4 protein-coding genes are annotated in these 3,308 nt (G+C 74.5%); 1 reads left to right on the plus strand and 3 read right to left on the minus strand.

Annotation, left to right across the window (positions count from 1 at the left end; genetic code table 11):
- Positions 1–191: 191 nt before the first annotated feature.
- Positions 192–1,088: an RNA polymerase sigma-70 factor gene (locus AB0J67_RS40090; protein ID WP_363490892.1), complete on the minus strand. Its 897-nt coding sequence runs from the start codon at positions 1,086–1,088 to the stop codon at positions 192–194.
- Positions 1,089–1,277: 189 nt separating this feature from the next.
- Between AB0J67_RS40090 and AB0J67_RS40095 the strand changes: the two genes are divergently transcribed.
- Positions 1,278–1,664, plus strand: coding sequence for a DoxX family protein (locus AB0J67_RS40095; RefSeq protein ID WP_363490894.1), 387 nt, complete (start codon positions 1,278–1,280; stop codon positions 1,662–1,664).
- Positions 1,665–1,686: 22 nt separating this feature from the next.
- Here the strand turns inward: AB0J67_RS40095 and AB0J67_RS40100 are convergent, their stop codons facing one another.
- Positions 1,687–2,349: a response regulator transcription factor gene (locus tag AB0J67_RS40100; protein WP_363490896.1), complete on the minus strand. Its 663-nt coding sequence runs from the start codon at positions 2,347–2,349 to the stop codon at positions 1,687–1,689.
- On the minus strand, positions 2,346–3,308 hold a 963-nt coding region (locus tag AB0J67_RS40105; RefSeq protein ID WP_363490898.1), incomplete at its 5' end, for a histidine kinase. The genes AB0J67_RS40100 and AB0J67_RS40105, both read right to left, overlap by 4 nt.

The raw sequence follows: 3,308 nt of genomic DNA on the forward strand, positions 1-3,308 counted from the left end.
CACGTCAAGCCCGGTGCCGTGGGTGACGAGGACGCGCCGCCGAGTGCCTGCGCGAGCGCCGGATACCAGCGGTCGGCCATCTTCTGTCTAACGACGGCGCCCGTCGGCGGGCTGTCACACCGGCGACGGGCCGCGGCACTCCCGTCTGCGCATGACACGTAGGCGCACCCCGGCCCGCAGGTGGGCCGTACTCAGCGGTGCAGCACGGTGGCCCGCTCCACGCGCGACAGCTTCTCCGGATTGCGCACGACGTAGAGCCCGCTGACGAGGCCGTCCTCCACCCGCACCGCCACCACACTGTCGATCTCTCCGTCGAGCCGCAGGACGAGCGCCGGGGAGCCGTTCACCTGCACCGGCTCGACCGCGATCAGGGCGCCGACCCTGCTCCAGCCGGCAGCCAGCAGGCGGGCGACCTTGTCCGCCCCCACGACGGGCCGCGGCACGGACTGCCGGAGCCCGCCGCCGTCGCTCAGCACGACGACGTCCGGGGCGAGGACGTCGAGCAGGCTCCGCACGTCGCCCGTCGCGATCGCCCGGTGGAACGCGTCGAGCGCGGCCCGGGTCTGGGCAGGGGAGACGACGTCGCGGGGGCGGCGCGCCGCGACGTGGACCCGGGCCCGATGGGCGATCTGGCGGACCGTGGCCGGGCTCTTCCCGACGGCCTCGGCGATCTCGTCGTATTGCAGGTCGAACACCTCGCGCAGCACGAACACCGCCCGCTCGGTCGGGGCAAGCGTCTCCAGCACCAGCAGCATCGCCATGGAGACGCTGTCGGCCAGCTCGACGTCCTCGGCCACGTCAGGGGTGGTCAGCAGCGGCTCGGGCAGCCAGGGCCCGACGTAGGTCTCCTTGCGCCGGCCCAGGGTCCGCAGCCGGGTGAGGGCCTGCCGGGTGGTGATCCTGACCAGGTAGGCGCGCGGATCCCGCACCGCGTCGAACGCGACGTCCGCCCACCGCAGCCAGGTCTCCTGCAGGACGTCCTCCGCGTCCGCCGCCGAGCCGAGCATCTCGTAGGCGACGGTGAACAACAGGTTGCGGTGGGCGACGAACACCTCGGTGGCCGGGCCCGGCCCGCCGTCCTCGCTCATGTCGCCGCTCCCGTCGTGTCGCCGTCTCCACCACGAGACGCCGGCCGTCGCCGATCTGCGACAGCTCCGGCGCGTGACCCACGTCACGCGGCCAGGCTGTCACGGCCGGCGCGCCGTCGGCATCCCATGTCCGGACCGCCGGCCCGAAGGACGTTCGGGACGACGTCGACGACGCCAAGGAGAAGCATCATGAACCTCGCCCTGTGGATCGTTGCCGGGCTGCTCGCCGCCGCCTACCTGTTCGGCGGTGGCGGCAAGATGATCGTGCCGAAGGAGCGGATCGCCGCCTTCGGGCCGAGCTCCCGCTGGGTCGAGGACTTCAGCGCCGCCGGCGTCAAGGCCGTCGGAGCCCTGGAGGTCCTGGCCGCGCTGGGCCTCGTCCTGCCCGCCGCGCTCGGCATCGCACCGGTCCTGGTGCCCCTGGCCGCCCTCGGCCTGGTTGCGATCATGACGGGCGCCGCGATCACCCGTATCCGGCGCCGCGAGTACCGGTTCATGGTGGTGGATCTGGTCTACCTCGCCCTGGCCGCGTTCGTGGCATGGGGGCGGCTGGGCCCCGAGTCCTTCACCGGCTGACCCCGGGGCGTAGCGGCTCACGTCAGTGGCCGCGCGGTGCCACCAGGCCGGACTCGTACGCGATGACCACGAGCTGGGCGCGGTCACGGGCATGGAGCTTGGCCATGGCGCGGTTGACGTGGGTCTTGGCGGTCATCGGGCTGATCACCATGCGGTCGGCGATCTCGTCGTTGGACAGGCCCCGGGCGACCAGCGTGACGGCCTCGCGCTCGCGGGCGGTCAGCCAGTGCAGCTCCGCGCCGGTGCCCGGGTGGCGCGGCTCGGCGACGTACCGGCTGATCATCATGCGGGTGATCGACGGCGCGAGCAGGGCGTCGCCGCGCGCGGCCACGCGCATGGCGTGGAGGAAGTCCGCGGGCTCGACGTCCTTGACGAGGAAGCCGGCCGCGCCGGCGCGCAGCGCGTCGAAGACGTACTCGTCGAAGCCGTAGTTGGTGAGGATGACGACGTGCACCCCGGCCAGGGCGGGGTCGGCGGCGATGTGCCGGGTCAGCGCGATGCCGTCCATGACCGGCATCTGGACGTCGACCAGCGCGATGTCGGGCAGGTGCTGCCTGACCAGCGCCAGGCCCTCCTGCCCGTCGGCGGCCTCGGCCACCACCTCGATGTCGTCCTCGGCGTCGAGCAGCGCGCGGAATCCGCTGCGCAGCAGCGGCTGGTCGTCGACGAGCAGGACGCGGATCATGACGTCTGCTCCACCGGGAGTTCGGCGTGGACGGTGAAGCCGCCGCCGCTGCGCGGTCCGGCACGCAGCCGGCCGCCCAGGGCGGTGACCCGCTCCCGCATCCCGAGCAGGCCGACCCCGGGTGTCGGGGCCGTGTCCGGCCCGGCCCGGCCGTCGTCGTCGACGCTGATGGCCAGCACGTCCGGACCGTAGTCGATCCGGACCGACGCGGTGGCCGCGGCGGCGTGCCGGGCGATGTTGGTCAGCGACTCCTGCACGATCCGGTAGGCGGTGCGGTCCACCGCGGCGGGCACCTCGGGCCGCCGCCCCTGCACCGTCAACGTCGCGTCCAGGCCCGTCGTCCGGGCACGTGCCACCAGCTCCGGGACCTGGTCGAGGCCGTACGGCGTCACTCTGGCGTCGTCGCGCAGCGCCTGCAGGGTCGCGCGCAGCTCGCGGGCCGCCTCCCGGCCGGCCTCCTCGATCGCCAGCAGGGCCGGGGGCACCTGCTCGCCCCGCTTGCGGGCCAGGTGGACGGCGACCGCCGCCTGCACCTTGATCACCGAGATCTGGTGGGTGAGCGAGTCGTGCAGCTCCCGCGCGATGTGCAGCCGCTCCTCGTCGGCGCGGCGCCGCGCGGCCTCCTCCCGGGTGCGCTCGGCCTCGTCCGCCCGCCGCTCGGCCTGCCGCAACGCCTCACCGGCGGCCCCGGCGGCCACCAGCCACGCGATCTCCAGGGCGCCGCGGGACTGGGCGAGCGCCTCACCCACGGCCGTGTCCGGCGACAGGGCGAGCAGCGCGAGCGGGAGCGCGGCCAGCATCAGCGCCGCCGCCACCACCGTGACGGCGCGATGGCCCGCCCGCACGGCGGCGTACACCGCGAAGAGGAACGCGACGGCCGGCACGTCGAGGCCGAGCGCCTGGTAGCCCACCGCGCACAGGCCGGTGACGGCCAGCACCGGGACCGGCGCGCGGCGGCG

It is taken from the genome of Catellatospora sp. NPDC049609 (assembly GCF_040675365.1).
Taxonomy (GTDB): Bacteria; Actinomycetota; Actinomycetes; order Mycobacteriales; family Micromonosporaceae; genus Catellatospora.